This is a genomic window from Tamlana crocina (assembly GCF_012037625.1).
The window spans coordinates 1-327 of the sequence record NZ_JAAVJS010000646.1 but is presented as its reverse complement, the minus strand read 5'-3'; the positions used below and the strand labels follow the sequence as shown (position 1 = coordinate 327).

At 39.8% G+C, this 327-nt stretch carries 1 protein-coding gene; it reads left to right on the top strand.

Annotated features, from left to right (window positions below):
* Positions 1–256, top strand: a 256-nt coding sequence (locus HC176_RS18415) for a DALR anticodon-binding domain-containing protein (RefSeq protein ID WP_245234965.1), incomplete at its 5' end; no start/stop codon positions are given.
* Between the last annotated feature and the right edge of the window lie 71 nt (positions 257–327).

Genomic DNA, 327 nt, shown 5'->3' with positions numbered 1-327 from the left:
AAAACAGTTGATCAAACAGCTGGAACTTTATCCTGAAACCATTCAGCTGGCGGCCGAAAATCATAGTCCTGCGCTTATCGCTAATTATACCTATGAACTTGTGAAGGAATTCAATAGTTTCTACCAAAATGTCACAATTTTAGGAACCGAAGACGAGACTGAAAAGAAATTCAGGGTACAGCTTTCAAAAGCAGTGGGAGATGTGATCAAATCTTCATTTGAGTTGCTGGGAATTCAGGTGCCGGAGAGAATGTAGGTCGAAGTACGACTTTAGAAGTACGAAGGTAGAAGTACGAATTTTAGAAGTTTTTGTTGTTCAGTCGATTC